The organism is Paucibacter sp. B51 (assembly GCF_027863535.1).
In the GTDB taxonomy this organism is placed as follows: Bacteria; Pseudomonadota; Gammaproteobacteria; order Burkholderiales; family Burkholderiaceae_C; genus Paucibacter_A; species Paucibacter_A aquatilis.
Window position 1 is genome coordinate 2,585,257 of sequence record NZ_JAPIVN010000001.1, and the last position, 21,124, is coordinate 2,606,380.

At 67.9% G+C, this 21,124-nt stretch carries 18 protein-coding genes; 10 read left to right on the plus strand and 8 right to left on the minus strand.

Features of this window, described 5'->3' with window-relative positions; translation table 11 throughout:
- Positions 1 to 97: 97 nt before the first annotated feature.
- From OOB33_RS11120 to clsB, 4 genes are all read left to right on the plus strand, one after another.
- Complete coding sequence (locus OOB33_RS11120) at positions 98 to 1,081, plus strand: helix-turn-helix transcriptional regulator (RefSeq protein WP_271008721.1); 984 nt, start codon at positions 98 to 100, stop codon at positions 1,079 to 1,081.
- Between the two features lie 39 nt (positions 1,082 to 1,120).
- Positions 1,121 to 1,597, plus strand: a complete 477-nt coding sequence (gene nudB, locus OOB33_RS11125) for a dihydroneopterin triphosphate diphosphatase (protein WP_271008722.1) — start codon at positions 1,121 to 1,123, stop codon at positions 1,595 to 1,597.
- A 110-nt stretch (positions 1,598 to 1,707) separates the two neighbouring features.
- Positions 1,708 to 2,418, plus strand: a complete 711-nt coding sequence (locus OOB33_RS11130; protein WP_223696587.1) for an endonuclease/exonuclease/phosphatase family protein — start codon at positions 1,708 to 1,710, stop codon at positions 2,416 to 2,418.
- A complete protein-coding gene (gene clsB / locus OOB33_RS11135) occupies positions 2,415 to 3,749 on the plus strand; it encodes a cardiolipin synthase ClsB (protein ID WP_271008723.1) in 1,335 nt (444 codons plus the stop codon). Before OOB33_RS11130 ends, clsB begins: the two co-directional genes overlap by 4 nt.
- A 29-nt stretch (positions 3,750 to 3,778) precedes the next feature.
- Here clsB and OOB33_RS11140 read toward each other — a convergent pair whose 3' ends face one another.
- The 8 genes from OOB33_RS11140 to OOB33_RS11175 all read right to left on the minus strand — a co-directional run bounded on the left by OOB33_RS11140 (position 3,779) and on the right by OOB33_RS11175 (position 12,389).
- The gene (locus OOB33_RS11140; protein ID WP_271008724.1) at positions 3,779 to 4,927 is read right to left on the minus strand and encodes an ABC transporter substrate-binding protein; all 1,149 of its coding nucleotides are present in this window, start codon (positions 4,925 to 4,927) and stop codon (positions 3,779 to 3,781) included.
- A 116-nt stretch (positions 4,928 to 5,043) separates the two neighbouring features.
- Entirely contained in the window at positions 5,044 to 6,090 is a 1,047-nt protein-coding gene (locus tag OOB33_RS11145; RefSeq protein ID WP_271008725.1) for an ABC transporter ATP-binding protein, read from the minus strand.
- The gene (locus tag OOB33_RS11150) at positions 6,087 to 7,064 is read right to left on the minus strand and encodes a family 1 glycosylhydrolase (protein WP_102767545.1); all 978 of its coding nucleotides are present in this window, start codon (positions 7,062 to 7,064) and stop codon (positions 6,087 to 6,089) included. The genes OOB33_RS11145 and OOB33_RS11150 overlap by 4 nt, the downstream gene beginning before the upstream one ends.
- 3 nt (positions 7,065 to 7,067) lie before the next feature.
- Positions 7,068 to 7,979, minus strand: a complete 912-nt coding sequence (locus OOB33_RS11155) for a glycoside hydrolase family 16 protein (RefSeq protein ID WP_165794536.1) — start codon at positions 7,977 to 7,979, stop codon at positions 7,068 to 7,070.
- 12 nt (positions 7,980 to 7,991) lie between these two features.
- Positions 7,992 to 9,362, minus strand: coding sequence for a GH1 family beta-glucosidase (locus OOB33_RS11160; protein WP_271008726.1), 1,371 nt, complete (start codon positions 9,360 to 9,362; stop codon positions 7,992 to 7,994).
- Positions 9,362 to 10,195, minus strand: coding sequence for a carbohydrate ABC transporter permease (locus OOB33_RS11165; protein WP_102767542.1), 834 nt, complete (start codon positions 10,193 to 10,195; stop codon positions 9,362 to 9,364). The genes OOB33_RS11160 and OOB33_RS11165 overlap by 1 nt, the downstream gene beginning before the upstream one ends.
- The gene (locus tag OOB33_RS11170) at positions 10,192 to 11,103 is read right to left on the minus strand and encodes a carbohydrate ABC transporter permease (RefSeq protein WP_243392751.1); all 912 of its coding nucleotides are present in this window, start codon (positions 11,101 to 11,103) and stop codon (positions 10,192 to 10,194) included. The genes OOB33_RS11165 and OOB33_RS11170 overlap by 4 nt, the downstream gene beginning before the upstream one ends.
- Positions 11,103 to 12,389: an extracellular solute-binding protein gene (locus OOB33_RS11175; RefSeq protein WP_102767541.1), complete on the minus strand. Its 1,287-nt coding sequence runs from the start codon at positions 12,387 to 12,389 to the stop codon at positions 11,103 to 11,105. Before OOB33_RS11175 ends, OOB33_RS11170 begins: the two co-directional genes overlap by 1 nt.
- A 161-nt stretch (positions 12,390 to 12,550) precedes the next feature.
- Between OOB33_RS11175 and OOB33_RS11180 the strand changes: the two genes are divergently transcribed.
- From OOB33_RS11180 to glk, 6 genes are all read left to right on the plus strand, one after another.
- On the plus strand, positions 12,551 to 13,597 hold the full coding sequence (locus OOB33_RS11180) for a LacI family DNA-binding transcriptional regulator (RefSeq protein WP_243392750.1): 1,047 nt from the start codon (positions 12,551 to 12,553) through the stop codon (positions 13,595 to 13,597).
- A gap of 214 nt (positions 13,598 to 13,811) precedes the next feature.
- On the plus strand, positions 13,812 to 16,808 hold the full coding sequence (locus OOB33_RS11185) for a TonB-dependent receptor (protein WP_271008727.1): 2,997 nt from the start codon (positions 13,812 to 13,814) through the stop codon (positions 16,806 to 16,808).
- A gap of 17 nt (positions 16,809 to 16,825) precedes the next feature.
- Positions 16,826 to 17,542, plus strand: coding sequence for a SapC family protein (locus OOB33_RS11190; protein ID WP_271008728.1), 717 nt, complete (start codon positions 16,826 to 16,828; stop codon positions 17,540 to 17,542).
- Positions 17,535 to 18,536, plus strand: a complete 1,002-nt coding sequence (locus OOB33_RS11195) for a cupin-like domain-containing protein (RefSeq protein WP_271008729.1) — start codon at positions 17,535 to 17,537, stop codon at positions 18,534 to 18,536. Before OOB33_RS11190 ends, OOB33_RS11195 begins: the two co-directional genes overlap by 8 nt.
- 9 nt (positions 18,537 to 18,545) lie before the next feature.
- Complete coding sequence (locus tag OOB33_RS11200) at positions 18,546 to 20,069, plus strand: tryptophan halogenase family protein (protein ID WP_102767536.1); 1,524 nt, start codon at positions 18,546 to 18,548, stop codon at positions 20,067 to 20,069.
- 38 nt (positions 20,070 to 20,107) lie between these two features.
- Entirely contained in the window at positions 20,108 to 21,091 is a 984-nt protein-coding gene (gene glk / locus OOB33_RS11205) for a glucokinase (RefSeq protein ID WP_102767535.1), read from the plus strand.
- Positions 21,092 to 21,124 lie beyond the last annotated feature (33 nt).

Genomic DNA, 21,124 nt, shown 5'->3' on the forward strand with positions numbered 1-21,124 from the left:
TCCTTGTTGTGAGGCGTCGACACCCTGTCGACGACGGACTCGACTGTAGAAACCATTGCGGACAGATTCGGCCCTCAATCACCGTTACAGTGGCCCGATGTTGAGTGCCTCATCGCGGCTGCTGCGTCTGCTGTCCCTGCTCCAGGCCCGCCGCCACTGGGCCGGGCCTGAGCTGGCCGAGCGCCTGGCCGTGCACCCGCGCACCCTGCGGCGAGACATCGATCGCTTGCGTGAGCTGGGCTATCCGGTCGCGGCCAGCAGCGGGGTGGCCGGCGGCTATGCCCTGCGCCCGGGGCAGACTTTGCCGCCGCTGCAGCTCGACGACGAGGAGGCCCTGGCCGTGGCGATCGCCTTGCGGACAGCCGCTGCCGGTCGGGTGGGCGGCATCGAAGAGCCCGCCTTGCAGGCCCTGGTCAAGCTCGAGCAGCTGATGCCGGCCCGGCTGCGCCGGCGCGCCGACGCGCTGCGCTCGGCCGTTCAAGCCCTGGAGGGCGTGGGCCCCAGTGTCGATGCCAGCCTGCTGGCCGATCTGGCCGGTGCTTGCCGCGATCAGCTGGGCCTCGATTTCGATTACGTGGATGCCAAGGGCGGGTCCAGCAGGCGCTCGGTCGAGCCACAGGGCGTGGTCCACACCGGCAGTCGCTGGTATCTGGTGGCGTGGGACCGCGCACGCAGCGATTGGCGCACTTTTCGCCTCGATCGCATCGCCGGCCCGGCCCAGGTCGGTGGGCATTTCAAGCCGCGCCTGGGCCCCGAGGGTGGGGATCTGCGCGCCTACGTCACCCGCTCCCTGCTGCTGTCGCCGCAGGCCGAGCAGGCCAGGGTGGTGCTGCACGCGCCCCTGGCCCAGATGGCCGCCCGCATCCCGGCCACCGCCGCGCGGCTGGAGGCGATGGCCGGCGATGCGCAGCGCTGCCTGCTGCAGTGCGGCGCCCATGCACTCGATGCCTTGGTGTACTGGCTGCTGGTGCTGGAGGTCGAGTTCGAGGTGCTGGAGCCGCCCGCCTTGCGCGAGCGCATGGCCCAGGCCATGCAGCGTGCGGCGCGCAGCCTGGCTCGGTCTGAGGCCAAGACGGTGTGAGCCTGCAAGAGGACTTCTTGCTCCGCTATGCTTGCCGGCATGAGCGCCATCGCGATGCAAACCCGCCCCTACAAAATCCCTGAATCCGTGTTGGTGGTGATCCACACCCCCGAGCTCCAGGTCCTGATGCTGGAGCGGGCCGACCGCCCCGGCTTCTGGCAATGCGTGACCGGCTCCAAGGACGCGCTGGACGAGCCAATCGCCGAGACCGCACGCCGCGAGGTGCAGGAAGAAACCGGCATCGAGGCCAGCCAGGGCCTGCTGCGCGACTGGGGCCTGGCCAATGAGTACGAGATCTACCCCGTCTGGCGCCACCGTTATGCCCCCGGCGTCACCCGCAACACCGAGCATGTCTTCGGCCTGACCGTGCCGGCCGGCACGCCCGTGCGCCTGGCCCCGCGCGAGCATCTGCAGTACCGCTGGCTGCCCTGGCAGGAGGCGGCCGATCTGTGCTTCTCGCCGTCCAACGCCGAGGCGGTGCTGCAGTTGCCGAACTTCGTGGTCGCGCTGACATGAAAGGCAATGCCTTCAGCCAGTCGGTGCAGCACGAAATCCCGGCGGCGTCCTCGGCGTCGGCGGCGCGCCTGCGCGTGGCCACCTACAACATCCACAAAGGCGTGCGCGGCATGGGGCCGCAAAAGCGCCTGGAGATCCACAACCTGGGCCTGGGCATCGAGGCGCTCGATGCCGACCTGGTGTTTCTGCAAGAGGTGCGGCACTTTCACCACCGTGACGCCAAGCAGTTCGATCACACCTGGTTCGGCTGGCCCGATCAGGGCCAGGCCGAGTTTCTCGCACCCGATGGCTACCAGGTGGCCTACCGCACCAATGCGGTGACCAAGCATGGCGAGCATGGCAATGCCTTGCTCTCGCGCTTCCCCATCGGCGACATCGGCCACCATGATGTGTCGGACCACCGCTTCGAGCAGCGGGGCCTGCTCCATGTGCCGGTGCGCTGGCAGGGCCGTGAGGTGCACACCGTGGTGGCGCATCTGGGCCTGATGCACAGCGGCCGCGTGCGCCAGGTGCAGCGCCTGGCCGAGTTCATCCAGCACCATGTGCCGGCCAATGCGGTGCTGCTGGTGGCGGGCGATTTCAACGACTGGGGCGAGCGCCTGGATGCACCCATGCGTGCCCACGGCCTGCAGCGCGCGGTGGCACCGCAGGGGCGATCGCGCTACGCCACCTTTCCATCGCGCCTGCCGTTTTTCTCGCTCGATCGCATCTACACCCGCGGCCTGCGCTGCGTGAGCATGCAGGTGCCCAAAGGCCCGGTCTGGGCGCGCATGTCCGATCACCTGCCTCTGCTGGCCGAGCTGGAGCTGGAGGGCGCGTGAGCGGCCGTCCTGCTGCCGACGAGGCCGGAGGCCTCGAGCAAGAATCCCTGCTGTCCTGGCACGCCCAGCCCAGCCCCGAGTTCAGCGGCGGCAATCAGCTGCAGCTGCTGCGCGGGGGCGACGAACTGTTCCCCTTGCAGACGGCGGCCATCGCCGGTGCCTTGCGCGAGGTCTGGCTGGCCACCTACATCTTTCATGACGACGAGGCCGGCCAGGCCCTGGTGGCGGCGCTGCGTGCTGCGGCCGCGCGGCGGGTGCGGGTAAGGGTGGTCGTGGATGGCTTTGGCAGCAAGGCTTCGCTGGCCTGGCTGCAGGCCCAGCTGGAGGGCAGCGGCGTGGCCCTGGCCGTGTTCCGCCCCATCGATCGCTGGTACAGCTGGCTGCAGCCGGGGCAGCTGCGCCGTCTGCATCAGAAGCTCTGCGTGGTCGATGGCGAGCAGGGCTTTGTCGGCGGCATCAACATCATCGGCGACCGCATGGACCTGAATCACGGCGCCACCGAGCAGCCGCGCCTGGACTTTGCCGTGGCCCTGCATGGCCCCGCCGTGCTGCCCATGGAGCAGGCCGCGCGCGCCGTCTGGACCCGGGCCTGGCTGGGCCGCGATTTTGGCGAGGAGCTGCGCGCCCTGGTGCGCAGCCCCGAGCCGCTGTCCCGCTTGCGGCGCCTGGTTCAGGGCCTGCGCATGCCGCGCCCGCACTGGCTGCGCCGCCGCCAGCGTGAAGGTGAACCCGCGCCCCAGCCCGAGCTGGAGCCGGTCTGCGCGGCCTTTGTGCTGCGCGACAACCTGCGCCAACGCCGCACCATCGAGCGGGCCTACATCGACGCCATCCGTGCCGCGCGCGAGCGGGTGGACCTGATCACGCCCTACTTCTACCCCGGCCATGCCTTCCGCCGCGCCCTGCGCGACGCCGCCCGGCGTGGCGTGCGGGTGCGTTTGCTGCTGCAGGGCAAGGTTGACTATCTGTTGGCCGGCATGGCCGCGCAGGCGCTGTACACCGAGCTTCTAGGCCACGGCGTCGAGATCTTCGAGTACACGCCGGCCTTCTTGCATGCCAAGGTCTGCGTGGTCGATGAGAGCTGGGCCACGGTGGGCAGCTCCAACATCGACCCGCTGTCCCTGCTGCTCAACCTGGAGGCCAATGTCATCGTCCGTGACGCTGATTTTTCGCGGGCTCTGGCAGCCGAGTTCGAGCAGGCCTTGCAGGTCTCGCGTCAGGTGGACCAGCGCCATTTGCAGGGCCAGGGCTTGCGTGCCATGTTCAGCCGGGCGCTGGTGGCCTGGGCGGCCTATGTCTACCTGCGGGTGGCTGGGGCAGCCGGGCGCTATTGATGGCGTGACGGCGTCGCCGCTGGCCTGTTTCAGCGCTTGGCGCCGCTGTCCAGCAAGACCTGCGGGTTGAAGTCGTAGCGGCGCAGGCGCGGGTTGTGCACCTTGCTGAAGCGGCGGAAATCCAGCTCGCGCAGGTCGGGGCGGGCCAGGAAGCGCTGCGCTGCAGCGCGGTCGAAGCGCATGAACAGGGGCCGCTCCAGGCTCAGGCCTTCGTCGATGAAGTCGCGGCCTTGGTGCAGGTCGTGCAGCATCACCAGGGCGAAGGCGCCGGTCAGGAAGTGGCCGCCGACCAAGGCCGAGAGGCGGCCGTCGATCAGGGCCTGCATGGCCTCGTTCGAGGTGTTGATGGCCGCGAACAGCAGATCGCGGCCGGGCATGAGGCCCCGGCTTTCAGCGGCTTCCATGGCCCCGAAGGCCATCAGATCGCTGCCGGCCCAGACCAGCTGCGGCGCCGCGCCGCGCTGCAGCAGGCCCAGCATGCGCTCGCGCGCCTGATCCCGGCGCCAGTCGGCAAAGGTCTGCGCATCCAAATCGACCTGCGGATGCTCGGCCAGAGCCTGGCGCAGGCCCTGGTTGCGCTGGATGGAGCTGGGTGTGGAGCGATCCCCGGCGATGGACACCAGGTGCAGGCGCCCATCGGCGCCGTGCAAGCGTCGCGCCAGGCCTTGTTCGAGTAAGGCTCGGCCGCTCAAGTAGCCCGCGTCCTGGGCGCGCGGCTCCAGGCTGCCCACCAGCAAGGGCAGGCCGCGGCGCGGGCTGAAGCGCTGCTGCTCCTGCGGCAGCAGGCCCGAGAAGGCCGCAAAACTCTTGATGCCCGCCGCCGCCAGGTTCTGGGCGCAGGCCACCAGCACGCCTTTGTCATTGCTGAGCACGACATAGTCCGGGCGCTGCCCGGCAGGCCGCTGCGCCAGTTCGCGGCTCAGGGCGACGGTGCGTTCAGGGTCGCGCTCGGCGTACAGCACCTCGAGCCTGAGCCCCAGGCTGCTCGCCGCGGCCTCCATGGCCTGGCTGGCGCTGCGCCAGAAGGCCTCGTCGGCATGGCCCGGGTTGATGAAGGCGATGCTTTGCGCCTGCAGCGGCGCGGCCAGCAGGAGCAGCCCGAGTGCAGCGAGAGCAGGCGGAGCCGAGCGCAGGGCGCGGAGGACGGCGTGGCGCAAGCAACGCAAGAGGCGAGACATGTCGGGGCCGTTGTGCGCCTGGTGGCGCGAGCGAAACAAGTCGCCATTGTCGGCTTGTTTTCAGCCCCGTCCGGCGCCGTCGGAACCGGGGGCCCCGGCCCGGCCCGGCCCGGCGCTCACTCCAGCCGCAGACCCTCGGCATCGAACCAATGCAGGCGGCGTGCGTCGAAGCCGAAATGCAGGGCTTCGCCCGTCTGCAAGGTGGGTTGGCCGGGCAACACGGCGCACAAGGCTTGATCGCCGCAACGCAGCCAAACCAGGTGCTGGCCGCCCAGAGGCTCGATCAGCTCGACCCGGCCCTCGAAAGGCTGGCCCGCGCCCAGCATCACGTCCTCGGGCCGAACGCCCAGGGTCAGCGCGCCGGCGGGCGCCGAGGCCGGGCCGGCCAGTTGCAGCACACCGGACTGGAACTGGCCATTGGCGTTCAGCTGCCCGGCGATGCGGTTGATGGTGGGCGAGCCGACGAAGCTGGCCACGCGCAAGGTGCGCGGCCGCTCATAGACCTCGGCCGGGGTGCCGATCTGCTGGATCGCGCCCTCGTGCATCACGACGATGCGGGTGGCCAGGGTCATGGCCTCCACCTGGTCGTGGGTCACGTAAATCATGGTGTTGCCCAGGCGCGCATGCAGCTGCTTGAGCTCGCGGCGCAGCTCGGTGCGCAGCTTGGCGTCGAGGTTGGAGAGCGGCTCGTCCAGCAGCAGCACACCGGCCTCGCGCACCACGGCGCGGCCGATGGCCACGCGCTGGCGCTGGCCGCCGGAGAGCTGGGCCGGGCGGCGCTGCAGCAAGGCATCCAGCTGCAGCATGGCGGCGGCGCGCTTCACCCGGGCTTCGATCTCGGCCTTGGGCAGGCCGGCCATTTTGAGCGGGAAGGCCAGGTTGGCATGCACGCTCATATGCGGGTAGAGCGCATAACTCTGAAACACCATGCCCACGCCGCGGGCGCTGGGCTCGGCCTGGCTCATGTCCTGCTCGCCGATCAGGATGCGGCCGCCGCTGATGGGGTTGAGGCCGGCAATGCTGTGCAGCAGGGTCGATTTGCCGCAGCCCGAAGGGCCCAGCAGAACCAGGAACTCGCCGGACTGGACGTCCAGGTCGAGGTGGCGGATGACCTCGTGGCCGCCGAAGCGGATGTTGAGGCCTTGGATGCAAACGCGGCTCAAAACGAGACCCTTTCGATGCGAAGGTGAGGGCGCGCTGCGGCGGCGCCGGGAATGAGGCGGGCGATGCGATGTGAGCTCGGGCGCGCGGGGGCTGGGGGCAAGGGCTGCAGGCGGTACAGCGCGGCTGGGGCGTAGTCGCGATGCACGCGCTCCAGCAGCTCCAGGATGCGCGCCTCGTCCACCTCTGGCTCGGGGCCACTTGACGCCTGCTGGGCCAGGCGCTGCGGCAGCACGGCCAGGAAGTCACAGGGGCTGGCCATGCTGCGCAGGTCGCCGGGCAGCACCGTGGGCGCGTCCACGCCCAGGGCTTGCAGCACATCGCCGGGGTAGCCGCGGCCGAACAGCGGGTCCAGCCACCAGCGGTTGCGCAGTCCGTCCTGGCGCAGGGCGGCGGCGAGGTCGGCCGGGAGATGGCTGGCCGGGCGTATGGCTTGCAGGCCCAGCACGATGCCGACCCGGGCTCCTGGTGCTGCGCTGCGCAGGGCGCGCAGCGCCTCACCATGGCTGACCAGCCGGTGGTGAGCGATTTGCAGCTCGGTGTGCAATGCGCGCGCCAGGGCCTGCGGATGCGCGCTCGTCCAAGCCGGGTTCTCGTGGGTGATCCAGTGCCCCACCCGGTCACCAAGCTGCTCACCCATCAGCCGGGCAAAGTCAGCAAAAGCACCGATGGTCGAGCGCTTCATCCAGCCGCCCTGCGCCTGCAGCGCCGGGGGCAGCTCGCCCTGGTGCAGCGTCACCCAGGGCTGCTGGCCCTGAGCCAGCAAGGCGTCCACCTGGCGCGAGACTTGGCCCAGGGCGTCGGCATCGGGCCGGGCACCCATGCCCTTGGGGAAGATGCGGGCCCAGTCGATGGCGAGATGGCAAGCCGGCGCCTCCGGCGCTGAGCCTGGGCCGGCCGCGCCCAAGGCTGTGGCGCCACTCCGGTGGTCGGGCCAGAGCGATGCGTTCTGGGCGAGATGCCGGCTGACCTGCATGGCTCAGTCCTCTTTGTAGATGCGCACCCAGTCGACCCGCATCTCGGCCGGGAAGGGCGTGCTGGCATCGGGGTTGCCGGGCCAATCGCCGCCGACGGCGAGATTGAGGATGACGAAGAAGGCACGCTCGAACACCCAGGGCACACCCGCGGGCAGGCCGGCCGGTGTGAGGCGATGGAACTCGACCCCGTCGACCAGCCAGATCAGCTCTTGCGGACGCTTGATCAGGGTGAAGACATGAAAGTCCTCGGACAGCGGCTTGGCGCTGATGAAGCGCTTGCCAATGCCCAGGGCACCCGAATAACCCGGGCCATGGACGGTGCCGTAGGCATGGAGCGGCTCCTTGCCGATGTTTTCCAGCACATCGATTTCTCCGGCCGCAGGCCAGGGCAGCTTGTCCTCACCCAAGGTCCAGAAGGCCGGCCAGATGCCGGGGCCACCGGGAATCTTGATGCGTGCTTCCAGCTTGCCGTAGCTGAAGCTGACCTTGCCGTCGCTGCGCAGGCGGCCCGAGCTGTACTCGCAAGGCTTGTCGTTCCAGCAAGGGCCGGCGTTGGCTTGCTTCTCGGCTCGCAGCAGCAGGTTGCCCTGGCCGTCGAGTGCCGCATTGCGGGCCGCCTGGGTGTAGTACTGCAGTTCGTGATTGCCCCAGCCATTGGCTTCCTTGTTGCCGAGGTCGTAGTTCCAGTGCTTGGCATCGGGCAGGGTGCCGGCTGCGCCTTCGAACTCATCAGCCCAGACCAGGGTCCAGCGATTGGAGGGTGCGGGAGTGGGGGCGGGGGACGGCGCTGGTGAGGGCGCCGGTGCTGGAGCCGGGGAGGGCGAGGCCGTCGCGCCGCCGCCGCCGCAGGCGACCATCAGCGAGGCCAGGGCGGCCATCAGCGGCCGGGTGGGGTGCAGGACAGGGTGCTTCATCGCGGCCGCCGCTCAGCCCTGGGCGCGCCACTGGCGCAGCAGGTCTTGGTACCAGAGCGCGCTGGCCTTGAGCGTGCGCGCCTGCGTTTCGTAGTCGACATGGACGATGCCGAAGCGCTTGGAGTAGCCAAAGCCCCATTCGAAGTTGTCCATCAGGCTCCACACCATATAACCGTCCACCCGCACGCCACGGCGGCGGGCCTCGGCGGTGGCGGCGATGTGGGTGCGCAGGTAGTCGAGCCGGTCCAGGTCGTGCACATGGCCGTCGACCAAGGTCTGGTCGGGGAAGGCTCCGCCGTTTTCGGTGATGTAGAGCGGCGGCATGTCGGGGTAGTCGGCGTGCATGCGGCAGAGGATGTCGGTCAGGCCCTCGGGGTAGACCTCCCAGTCCATGTCCGAGGCGGGCAGGCCGTGCTCGCGGGCGCTCCAGGGCTTGCCGTCGGCATTGACCACGTAGCGGGTGTAGTAGTTGATGCCCAGGTGGTCCATGGGCGCGCGCATGGCGGCCATGTCGCCGGCCTCGATCTTGGGGGCAGCGGCGCCCAGGTCGGCCAGGGCTTCGGCCGGGTACTCGCCCTTGAACAGCGGGTCGCTGTACCAGCGCCGGCTTTTTGCATCGGCCAGGCGGGCGGCGGCGATGTCGGCCGGGTGGGCCGTGGCGGGCACGCTGGGGCCCATGTTCAGCACGATGCCGAGGTTCTTGCAGCCGCCTTCGGTGCGCATGGCTTGCATGGCCAGGCCGTGGCTGAGCAGCAGGTGGTGCGAAACCTGGGCCGCCAGCGCGCGGTCGCGCAGGCCCGGCGCGTGCACGCCGGTGTCATGGCCCAGGGTGGCGGTGCACCAGGGTTCGTTGTGGGTGGACAGGGCGTAGAGCCGGTCGCCCAGATGCTTTTGCACATGCCGGGCGTAGTCGACGAAGCGGTGCACCGTGTCGCGTGCGGCCCAGCCGCCTTGCTGGTCTTGCAGGGCTTGCGGCAGGTCCCAGTGGTAGAGCGTGGCGACCGGCTTGATGCCGCGCGCCAGCAGGCCGTCGACCAGGCGCTCGTAAAAGCCCAGGCCGGCGGCGTTCCACTCACCCCGGCCCGTGGGCTGGATGCGTGGCCAGGCCAGCGAGAAGCGGTAGCAGTTGACGCCCAGCGAGGCGATCAGGTCCAGGTCCTGCTCCAGGCGATCGAAATGCTCGCAGGCGATGTCGCCATTGCTGCCGTCGGAGATGGCGCCGGGCTGGCGGCAGAAGCGGTCCCAGATGGATTCGCCGCGGCCGTCGACCTGGGTCGCGCCCTCGATCTGAAAGCTGCTGGTGGCCACGCCGAACAGGAAGTCGGCCGGGAAGCTGGCGGGAACGTCAGCCGAGGAGGTGGGGATGTGAGTTGCAGCGGACATTATTTGACGGCGCCAGCGGTCAGACCGGCGATCAGTTGGCGGGATGAAATGACGAAGAGGACGATCAGGGGCAGGGTCGCAATGGCCGAACCGGCCATGATGGCGCCCCACTCGGTGTTGACGGTGGCCTGCAGGCTGCGCAGGGCCAGGGGCAGGGTGTAGCTCTCGGCCTGACGCAGCACCACCAGCGGGGCCATGAAGTTGTTCCAGGAGGCGATGAAGGTGATCAGGCCCAGGGTGCCCAGGGCCGGGCGCAGCAGGGGCAGGGCGATGCGCCAGTAGATGCCGAACTCGCTGCAGCCATCCATGCGCGCGGCCTTGAGCAGCTCCATGGGCACCGAGGCGGCCGCGAACTGCCGCACCAGGTAGATGCCGAAGGCGCCGGCCGCGCCGGGGATGTAGAGCGCGCGGTGGGTGTCCAGCCAGCCCAAGGCGTCCATGACCATGAAGTTGGGGATCATGGTCATGAAGGGGGGCACCAGCAGGGTGCCCATGACGAGCAGGAACAGCGGCTGCTTGAAGCGGAACTCCAGCATGGCAAAGGCATAGCCGGCCATGGAGCAGAACAGCAGGGTGAGCACCGTGGACATCAGCGCCACGTAGAGGCTCCAGCCCAGATTGCGCCAGAAGGGCAGGCGGGTGGTCAGGGTCTGCAGATTGCGGCCCAGTTCGCCGTCGAACCACAGCGGCGGCGGCACATTGAAGATGGCTGCGTTCGATTGGGTGGCGAACACGAACATGAAGTAGAAGGGCGCCAGCATCAGTAGGGCACCGCCACCGACCAGCAGATAGGCTGCCCCACGTGAGAGGGTTTTTGTCGACAGGCGGCTCATGGCTTGCGATCCTTGAAAGCGCGGTTGGTCAGCCAGGTCATGGTGGCCAGCAGGGCGAACAGCAGCCAGGAGATGGCGTTGGCGGCGCCGAAGTCGCTGAAGTCAAAGGCCAGGCGGTAGACGTAGATGGCCACCGTCATGGCGGCCTGGTCGGGGCCGCCGCGGCCGTTGGTCAGAATGAACGGTTCTTCGAAAAGCTGCATGCCACCGATGATGCTCAGGGTTATTCCAAACAGCATCATGGGCTTGAGCGCCGGCAGGGTGATGTAGCGGAAGCAGGACCAGGAGCCCGCGCCGTCCAGCTTGGCGGCTTGATACAGCTCGCGCGGGATGGTCTGCAAGGCGGCCAGGTAGAGCACCAGGTTGAAGCCGACATAGCGCCAGAACACCACCATGGCCACGGCCGGCTTGAGGGTCTGCGGCTGCCACAACCAGTTGATCGCCTCCATGCCAAAGGCCCACTTGAGCAGGGCGTTGATCAGGCCGTAGTCGGTGGACAGCAGGGAGGTGAACATCATGGCGATGGCCACCGTCGAGGTGATGTAAGGCAGGAAGTAGGCGGCCGCCACGCTGTGGCCGTGGCGCCCGAAAGCGCGGTTGATGAAGACCGCCAGCGGCAGGGCCACCAGATGCTGGGGCAGGCCCGAGAACACGGCCAGCCAGAGCGTGTTGCCCAGGGCTTTCCAGAACCAGGCATCACCCAGCACGAAGATGAAGTTCTCCAGGCCGGTGAAGCGCATGGCCTCCAGCCCGGCTGTGGGTTCCCAGCTCTGGAAGGCCATCCACAGCGAGAACAGCAGGGGGAACAAGCCGAAGATCGAGAACAGCGCCAGAAAGGGGCTGAGCAGCAGATAGGGCACCCAGGCGCGGGGCAGGCGAAATGACGGACGCGTCTTTTTCATCATCATCACCGCGTGGCCCTGTGAACCAGCAAGGCCTGGGCATCGGCCAGGGCCTTGGGAATGGACTTGCCGTAGATCAGCACGTTGTCGAGCTCGCCATTGACCACCTCCTCGGCGAACTTGTTCTGCCGGTGCAGGGGCCGTGCGGGGATGCGGCGGGCCGCGTCGCGCCACAACTGGCGGGCGCGTTGGCCGCCGAGGAAATCGACCGGTTCGTCAAAGAAGGGGTCGTCCTGGGCGCTGAGCAGGGCGGGGAAGGCGTCCTGGTTCTTGAAGGCGCTGAGCTGCAGCTCGCGGCTGAGAGTCAGGTGCTGGATCAGCGACCAGGCCAGGGCTTTGCGGCTGGGGTCGGAGCGGCGCGGGATGGCGTAGTAGCTGCCGCCCCAGCCGCCGAAGCTGCCGCCGGGCAGCTGGGCCGCGCGCCACAGGCCATGGGTGTTGGGCGCCACCGATTTGGCCATCTGGCTGGCCATCCAGGCGCCCGAGAGCTCGGTCGCCAGCTTGCCGCGGCGCAGGTGTTCGCTCCAGTCATTGCGCCAGGTGTCGACGATGGCGTCCAGACCCAGGCGCCGCACTTTTTGCGCCAGCTCGAAGGCACGCTGGAACAGCGGGCTGCTGATGCTGGGCCGGCCTTGGGCGTCGAAGTAAATGCTCTGGCCGGCCGGGGTGCTGGAGAACAGCACGATGTCCTTCAGGTAGCGTGCATGCGCCAGCAGGTAGGCGCCGGTGCGGGCCTTGATCTGCACGCCGGCCTGCACGTAGGCCTCCCAGCTTTCGCTCAGGTCCTTCAGGCCCAGGCCGGCGCGCTCCAGCACATCGGCGCGGTAGAACATCGAGCCCGGGCCGATGTCGGCGGGAATCGCCACCACCGCGCCCTCGCGGTTGCGCGCTTGCTCAAAGGCGAAGGGCACGAAGCGTTCGCGCAGGCCTTCGGCCAGATAGGGCGGAACAGACAAATCCTGCAGGCCGGCGCCCAGCGAGAAGCGGCCCATGTACATGGTTTCCAGCGCGATCACATCGGGCAGATGGCTGGCGCTGGCCGAAGACAGGGCCGTGGTCATGGCCGTGTGGTGGTCGTCGTACTGGCGGCTGATCACCTCGACCTGCACACCGCCATGGGCCTGGCTCCAGGCGGGCAGGGCTTGCTTGATGACCTGGTCCAGCAGCGGAAAGGCCGCCACCACCAAGCGTGGCGGTTCGCTCTGAGCCGGCGCGCTGTGGGCCAGAGGCGCGAGCGCCGCTGCAGCCAGCAACTGGCGCCGACGCGTGTCGGGGGACTTGTCTCGTGTCATTGTTTTTTGTTTGTTGACGCTTTGAAAGCGCTTTCACAATTCTGTGCCGGCAGGCCCGGCGCACCAAGCCGCGTAAACCCTAGTGGGACAAGCGCGGGGGGCGCGGCGTAGCCGTCCCTGGGGCCGCCTACACTGTCCAGCCCCCGTGGAAAGGACCGTCTGTGCAAGCCAAACCCGCAGCCAAGAAAGCGCCGTCAAGCCGAGCGGAGGGCGTGGTCACGCTCGAGCAGGTGGCGGCCCGGGCCGGGGTCTCGCCCAGCACGGTCTCGCGCATCCTCAATGGCACGGCCACGGTCAGCGAGCTCAAGCGGGCAGCGGTGGACGAGGCCATCCGCACCCTCGGTTTCCGCCCCAACCCGGTGGCGCGCGGCCTGGCCGGCGGGCGCACCATGAGCATCGGCGTGGTCACCCAGCGCATCAGCAGCCCGTTTTACGGCGAGGCGCTCAGCGGCATCGAGGTGGAGCTGGAGTCGGCCGGCTATGTGCCGCTGTTCGTCAGCGGCAACTGGAACGAGGCCGATGAGCGCAAGGCCATCGAGACCTTGCTGTCGCGTCGAGTGGACGGCGTCATTGTGTTGGCCGGTCGCCTGGACAACCGCGAGCTGGAGGCCTTGTCCGACAGCGTGCCCATGGTGGTGGTGGGGCGGCAGGTGGCGGGCGAGCGCCTGTTCAGCTTCAGTTTTGACAACCGCGCCGGCGCGCGCCTGGCCACCGAGCATCTGATCTCGCTGGGCCACCGCCGCATTGCGCTCTTGCTCGGCGATCTGATCCATGACGATGCCATCGATCGCCAGAACGGCTACTTCGATGCGCTGGCGGCGGCCGGCATTCCGGTCGAGCAGGAGCTGATCGTGCAGAGCGATTACACCGAGGCCGGCGGCATGCTGTCGGTCAGCCGCCTGATGGAGCGCGATGTGGCCTTCAGTGCCATCTTCAGCTCCAACGACCAGATGGCTTACGGTGCCATCCTGGGCCTGGCGCGGCGCAATCTGCGGGTGCCGGACGATGTCTCCATCGTCGGCTTTGATGACCTGATCATGTCGCGCTACACCATGCCGCCGCTCAGCACGGTGCGCCATTCCGTCTATGAAACCGGCGCCCAGGCGGCCGGTGCCATGCTCAGCCTCTTGCGCGGCGAGCGCCCGACGGTGCAGCTGGCGGCGCCGGAGCTGGTGCTGCGCGAATCGGTGCGCCGGGCCATCCGCTGATCCCGCAGCACCCTTGCGGCGGCTCGGGCGCGTGACTTTGCACTGAAACCGATTGCAGGCCGGTCAAGCTAGGGATTGGCGTTGCGAGGAGCGAGCAACCTAGGGTGTTGCCTAATTTGAAAGCGCTTGCAAATGCGCGATTCTTGACGGTAATGAAAGCGCTTTCAAGCGTTTCATTGGGCAGACCTTCAAAAAAAACCCCGGAGACAAGTTCATGAGAAATCCTCGACCCGTCACTCGTTTGTCCCGTTCGGCAAGCGCGGTGGGCTTGTTGGTGGCCAGCCTCGGCGCCCAAGCCCAGCAGGCCACGCCGCCCGCCGATACCAACAAGGCTCAGCTCGATGCCGTCGTCGTGACGGGTATTCGCCAGAGTCTGGAGACCTCCCTCAACCTGAAGCGCAATGCGCGCGGTTTGGTCGACGGCATCGTGGCCGAAGACATCGGCAAGTTCCCGGACGCCAACCTGGCCGAATCCATGCAGCGGATCTCGGGCGTGTCCATCGACCGCAGCAACGGCGAGGGCTCCAAGGTCACCGTGCGCGGCGTCGGCCCCGATTTCAATCTGGTGCTGCTCAACGGCCGCCAGATGCCGGCCTCCAGCCTCGGCAGCACGTTCGCCTCGAACTCGCGCTCCTTCGACTTTGCCAACCTGGCCTCCGAGGGCGTGTCGGCCCTGGAGGTCTACAAGACCAGCCGCGCCGAGAGCCCCACCGGCGGCATCGGCGCCACCATCAACATCAAGACCGCCCGCCCGCTGGACAACAAGCAGCGCCTGGCCAGTGTCGGTGTGAAGCTGGTCAGCGACGATTCCAACAAGCGCCTGCCGGACATCCTGAACGGCAGCCAGGTCACGCCTGAACTCTCCGGCATCTACAGCGATGTGATGGCCGACGGCCGTTTCGGCATCGCCCTGATCGGCAGCTATCAAAAGCGCAGCGGTGGCTACAACCAGGCCGCCGTGGACGCCGGTTGGCGCACCATCAAGGGCGACGATGCCAAGGCAGGCGGGGCCATCCCGCAGCCGGGTCAGCCCGGCGCGGACCAGATCACCAACCGACCCAAGCCGAGCGACCTGTATGTCGTGCCGCAAGAACTGCGTTACAGCCTGAATGGCTTTGAGCGCACCCGCACCAACGGCCAGCTGGTGATGCAGTTTCGCCCCATCCAGGCCTTGACGGCCACCGTCGACCACACCTTCTCGGAAATGACGGTGCACTCCAAGCGCAGCGAGCTGTCGGCCTGGTTCAGCTTCGGCCCCTCGGCCTCCAACTGGACCAATGGCCCGGTGGCCACGCCGCTGCAGTACACCGAGTTCTACAAGGACAGCCCGGCCGACATCGCCATGGCCGGCAGCATCTTCGGCACCAAGAACAAGAACGAGTCCACCGGCGTGAACCTGGCCTGGAAGGCCTCGAACGCGCTCTCGCTGGAGTTCGATGCCCACCACTCCACCGCCACCTCGGGCGCCGACAGCCCCTACGGCAGCAACTCGACCCTGGGTGTCTCCATGAACCGCCGTGCCGCGGCCACGGCGGACTTCTCGCAGAAGTTCCCCATCCTCAGCATTGACCTCAGCCCCCTGAGCGCCGACCCGGCGGTCAATGCCGGACGCACCCCGCAAGTGACGGGCTCGTCCTTCCGCAACAGCTATATGCGCAACCAGATCGACCAGGCGCAGTTCAAGGGCAAGTACGTGCTGTCGGAAAGCTCGGGCCTTGATTTCGGCGTGGGCATGACCGAGGTGAAGAACCGCACCGCCTTCGCCAACGTCCAGCAAAACGACTGGGGTGGCCACAACAAGCCCAGCGACTACCCGGCCGCGCTGTGGCAGCCGGCCAAGCTGCAGGACTACTTCGGTCGCTCCATGGGCAGCAATGGCAACAAACTGTTCAACGACTTCTACCTCTGGGACTTCGCCGCCGTGCGCGCCGCGGCCATCAAGGCCGATGGCAGCGACAAGTGGTTTGTGCCTTCGTCGGACTTCACCGACGACCGCCGCACGCAGGAGAAATCCAGCAGCGCCTTCATCCAGTACGGCAAGGACTGGGAGTGGGGCGTGCCCATGAATGCCACCATCGGCCTGCGTTATGAGCGCACCAAGGTCAGCTCGCAAGCCCTGGTGCCCACGGTCACCGGCATCAAGTGGGTGTCGGCCAATGAGTACGAGCTGGTCAAGGGCGCATCGGACTTCACCTCGCTGTCGGGCGACTACAAGTACGTGCTGCCCAGCATCGATTGGGAAGCCGATCTGAGCGACAAGATCAAGGTGCGCGCCAGCTACGGCGAGACCATCGGCCGGCCCGACTGGGGTGCGATCCAGGGCGGCCGCACCCTGACGGACTTCCGCTTCGACGGCGGTGCCGGCAACCAGGGCAACCCAGCCCTGAAGCCGCTGCTGTCCAAGAACTTCGACTTCTCTGCCGAGTACTACTACGCCAAGTCCAGCTATGTCTCGGTGGCTCTGTTCCGCAAGAACATCAGCAACTTCATCGGCTCCGGCACGCTGAAGTTCTCGCCCACCGGCCTGACCACGCCCTTCGGCGGTGCGCTGTACAACGAGGCCGTGTCCAAGAGCTGCGCCACCAAGGATGCGATGTGCGTCCGCAACTACATCCTCAACACCTACAACGGCACACGCGGTGTGGTGCGTACCGGTTTCGACGGCAGCGGCAATGCGCTGGGGACGATTGCGGGCCAGACGGGTGATCCGGTGGCGGTCTTCACCATCGGCCAGCCGACCAACCAGCGCAAGGACAGCATCAAGGGCCTGGAGCTGAACGTGCAGCACAGCTTTGGCAAGACTGGTTTTGGCCTGGCGGCCAATTACACCTGGGTGCGTTCGGGCCTGAAGTACGACAACCTCAACCTGGGTGACCAGAATGCGCTGATCGGCCTGAGCAATTCGTCCAATCTGGTGGGCTTCTACGAAGACGACAAGTACAGCGCCCGTGTGGCCTACAACTGGCGTGGTGAGTTCCTGAACAGCACCAGTGCCGACGTTTTTGGCAGCGCCGGCCCGTCCTACACCGATGCCTACGGTCAATGGGACCTCAGCCTGGGTTACAAGTTCAGCAAGAATCTCACCTTGAACTTCGAGGCTCTGAACCTGAACGACGGCATCCAGCGCACCCATGGCCGCAGCAAGGACGAGACTCAGTACTTCACCCAGACCGGACGCCGCTACATGCTGGCCGCCCGCTACGCCTTCTGACCGACGGAGTGCTCCTCATGCGCCCAGTTCTGCTCGACAACGTCAACCATGCCGATCTGCGTCTGCAAACGCGGCTCGATGCCAGCTGGGGTGACGCCGCCAACGCCGTGCCCACGGTGCCGGCGGAGTTCCGGCAGATCCAGGCGCATTTCCCCATCGTGTTCCGGGAAAGCGGCGCCAATGCCGCGGCTCGTTTCCAGCCCGTGGCTTTGCTGGGCTTGTTCGAGCCGCACAACCGCTTTCTCGGCCCGCAGGGCTGGCGCGCCGGGCACCTGCCCTGGGCGCTGGAGCGCCAGCCTTTTCTGGTCGGGCGCGATGGGGAGGAATGGGTGGTTCATGTGGACCTGGACAGTCCGCGCCTGAGCCATGAGGCCGGGGAGCCCCTGTTCCTGCCGCAGGGCGGGCAGTCGGGCGTGCTCGAGCGCCGGCTGTCCGTGCTGCAGGCCTTGCATCAGGGCATGCTGGAACTGCCCGACTTCATCGACGCCTTGCTGCGCCACCGTCTGCTGGAGCCGATGAATCTGGATGTCGAGCAGCCCGACGGACAGCTGCGCCGCATGTCCGGCTATTTCGTGATCGATGAAGACCGTTTGGCCGGCCTGTCCGGTGCGGCCGTGGCCGAGTTGCATGAGGCCGGCCACTGGCTGCCCATCGCCATGGCCCTGGCTTCCTTGTCCCATCTGCCAGCCTTGATCCTGGCCGAGCAGGCGCAGGGCGTGCGACTCCATGCTTGAAATCCAGGTGCCTGCCCCCGGGCAGGTACCTTCCCATGTGCTGAGTCTGGACGAGCCCTGCGTGATGCGTGGGCTGGTCTCGCATTGGCCCGTGGTTCAGGCCGCAGGGCAGGGCGCTGATGCGGCGGCTGCGTGCTTGCAAAGCCACTGGCGTGGCGCCACCGTCGGTGTGTTCCAGATGGCGCCCGAGACCGGTGGGCGCATCGCCTACACCGAGGACTTCAGCGGCTTCAATTTCAGCCGGCAGATCCTGCCTTTCGATCAGGTTCTGGCTCAGTTGCTGGCCGGGCAAGACCTGGCCCCCAGCCTCCGCCCCTATCTCTACATGGGTTCGACCACGGTCGAGACCTGCCTGCCGGGCTTTGCCGCCGAGCACATGCTGGCCATGGACACGCCGGAGGCGCCGCTGGCCAGCCTCTGGATGGGCAACCGCATCACCGTGCCCGCGCACCAGGACTGGCCGTCCAATATCGCCTGCTGCGTCGCAGGCCGCCGGCGCTTCACTCTGTTCCCGCCCGATGCGGTCGGGGATCTCTACGTCGGCCCGCTGGATCTCACGCCCGCCGGCCAGCCCATCAGCCTGGCCAACCCGTCCGCGCCCGATCTGCAGCGCTTTCCGCGCTTTGCCAAGGCCCTGGCGCGTGCCCAGGTGGTCGAGCTGGAGCCGGGCGATGCGATCTACATTCCCAGCCTGTGGTGGCACCAGGTCGAAGGGCTGGATGACCTCAATGTGCTGATCAACTACTGGTGGCGGCGCAGCCCGGACTGGTCCGATTCGCCCAACACCGCGCTCTGGCTGGCCCTGGCCACGGTGCGCGATCTGCCGCCGGCCGAGCGTGCGGCCTGGCGCGCTTTGTTCGACCATTACGTCTTTGAGGCCGATGCGCAGACGGCGGCCCACATTCCGGCGCCGGCACGCGGCCTGCTGGCGCCTTTCACCGAGCCGGGTATGCGCCGCATGCGCGCCTGGCTGCTCAAGAAACTCAATCGCTAGGTCCCCACCATGAGTGTCCAAACCTTGTATTCCGACGGCGCCCGTCCGGTGCGCCGCGTCGTCATCGCCGGCGGCGGCACCGCCGGCTGGATGGTGGCCGCCCTGATGGGCAAGCTGATGGGCAAGCTGCTCGACATCCGCCTGGTCGAGTCCGAGGAGATCGGCACCGTCGGCGTCGGCGAAGCCACCATCCCGGCCCTGCACACTTACCACGAGCTGCTGGGCCTGAACGAGGCGGAGTTCATGGCCGCCACGCAGGCGACCTTCAAGCTCGGCATCAAGTTCGAAGGCTGGAAGGCGCCGGGTGAGGACTACATCCACTCCTTCGGCCTGACCGGCAAAGACCACTGGAGCGCCGGCTTCCAGCATTTCTGGCTCAAGGGCCGCGAGCGCGGTCTGGCGGCGCCCTACGGCGACTACTGCCTGGAGCTGCGCGCCGCCGAAGAGCAGCGCTTTGCCCACCTGCCGAACAACGGCATGAACTACGCCTACCACCTGGATGCCACGCGTTACGCCCGCTTCCTGCGCGGCCTGGCCGAGGCTCATGGCGTGCGCCGCATCGAGGGCAAGATCGCCGCCGTGCTGCGCGAGCAGCCAGGTGAGGGCGATCTGACGGCCTTGCAGATGGAAGACGGCAGCCGCATCGAGGGCGATCTCTTTGTCGACTGCACCGGCTTCCGTGCCTTGCTGCTGGGCCAGACCCTGGGCGTCGGCTATGAGGACTGGAGCCATTGGCTGCCCTGCGACCGCGCTGTGGCCGTGCAGACGGCCTCGGTGCGCGAGGCGCCGCCCTACACCCGCTCGATCGCCCACCCCTTCGGCTGGCAATGGCGCATCCCCCTGCAGCACCGCGTGGGCAACGGCCTGGTCTACAGCAGCCGCGAGCTCTCGGACGCCGACGCGCCCGACATGCTGCGCCGCCATGTCGAGGGCGAGCTGATCACCGAGCCGCGCCTCTTGCGCTTCCAGCCGGGCCAGCGCCACGAGGTCTGGCACCGCAACTGCGTGGCCATGGGCCTGGCCAGCGGTTTCATCGAGCCGCTGGAATCCACCAGCATCCATCTGGTGCAGCGCGCCGCCATCCGACTGATGCGCTTGTTCCCGGCCGGTGGCATCCGCGAGGTGGATGTGCGCGAGTTCAACCAGCAGACCACGCAGGACCTGCAGCACATCCGCGACTTCATCATCCTGCACTACCACGTGACCGAGCGCGACGACTCGGCCCTGTGGCGCCATGTGCGCACCATGGCCGTGCCCGAGACCCTGCGCCACCGCATCGAGCTGTTCCGTGAGACGGCGCGCGTGTTCCGCCCGCTGGACGAGTTGTTTGCCGAAAACTCCTGGATCCAGGTCATGATGGGCCAGGGCATCAGCCCGCAGCATCACCACCCGGTGGCTGACTTGATGGGTGACGCCGAGCTCTCGCAATTCCTCAACAACATCCGCAGCCAGGTCAGCCGCCAGCTGGCTGGCCTGCCGCCCCACCAAGCCTATGTCGAGCGCCTGTGTGCGCCGTATCGCGCGGCCGCCTGAGCGCCGCGCTGTTTCCTTTTGCTGACTGACCACCTGCCATGTTGACTCCCGTTCCGAGCCCGGACACCTTCCCCCGCCTGCTGGCCGATATCGGCGGCACCAATGCCCGCTTTGCCTGGGTCGATGCGCCGGGCGCCCCGCTGCGCGCCTGCGCGATCTATCGCGGTGCCGAGCATGCCTCGCTGGCCGCAGCCGTCGAGGCCTATTTGCAGCAGCAGGGCCTGCCGCGGCCCCAGGCCCTGGCCATCGGCATCGCCTATCCGATCAGCGGCGATGAGGTGCGCATGACCAACGGCGCCTGGTCGTTTTCCATCAGCGGCCTGCAGCGCGAGCTGGGTCTCAAGCGCCTGACGGTGATCAACGACTTCGCCGCCCTGGCCTTGGGCATCCCGGATCTGCAAGCGGCGCAGCTGCATGCGCTGGGCCCCGGTGAGGCTGTGGCCGGCGCGCCGCTGGCCGTGATCGGCGCCGGCACCGGCCTCGGCGTGGCCGGCCTGATGCCGCTGCCCGGCGGCGGCTGGTGGCCGGTGTCGGGCGAGGGCGGCCATGCCACCCTGGCCGGCCTCGATGATTTCGAAGATGCCGTGATCGCCCGCCTGCGTGCTCGCTTCGGCCATGTCTCGGCTGAGCGTGCGCTCTCGGGCCCGGGCCTGGTCAATCTCTACCAAGCCTGCACCGAGCTGAACGGCCAGCCGGTCCTCAGCCTGGAGCCCGCCGAGGTGCTCGGCCGTTCCGAGGCCGGCGACGCCACCGCCGCCCAGGCCATTGCCCTGTTCTGCGGCTTCCTGGGCAGCATGGCCGGCAACGTCACCCTGACCCTGGGCGCCCGCGGCGGCGTCTACATCGGCGGCGGCATCGCCCCGCGCTTGCTGAAAGAGCTGCGCAGCTCCACCTTCCGCAGCCGCTTTGAGGGCAAGGGCCGCCTGTCCGGCTTCCTCACGCCGATCCCCTGCCACGTGATCGACGCGGCGGTGTCGCCCGCGCTGGAGGGGGCGTCGCGGGCGCTGGACTTGGGTTTGTAATTCTCGTCTCAGGCGGCTCCGGCGGCTCAGCCT